The following is a 233-nucleotide window of genomic DNA, read 5'->3' as shown; positions in this document are numbered from 1 at the left end:
GTGACCCGACGCGACTGCGCCAGGCTTTACTGAGCCTTCTGGAAAACGCCCTGCACAAAACCGATGAAGGCGAAGTGTTGATCGTTGTCGCCCTGGATGAGCGCAGCACCAAGCCGCGCCTGCGCATTGCCGTGCAAGACAGCGGCGTACCCATGGAAGCTGCCGAACGCGACGCCCTGCTGCACAGCGAACTGCACAGCAAAAACTTCCTTTCCGCGACGCGCTTGAGCGGC

At 61.8% G+C, this 233-nt stretch carries 1 protein-coding gene; it reads left to right on the top strand.

Translation table 11 applies throughout. The features are described from left to right. Window positions 1-233, top strand: a 233-nt coding sequence (locus P353_RS06745; protein WP_034367111.1) for an ATP-binding protein, incomplete at both ends; no start/stop codon positions are given.

Source organism: Comamonas testosteroni, from assembly GCF_000761245.1.
Lineage (GTDB): Bacteria > Pseudomonadota > Gammaproteobacteria > Burkholderiales > Burkholderiaceae_C > Comamonas > Comamonas testosteroni_C.
The sequence above is the reverse complement of the archived record's forward strand: the minus strand, read 5'-3'. Positions and strand labels throughout refer to the sequence as shown.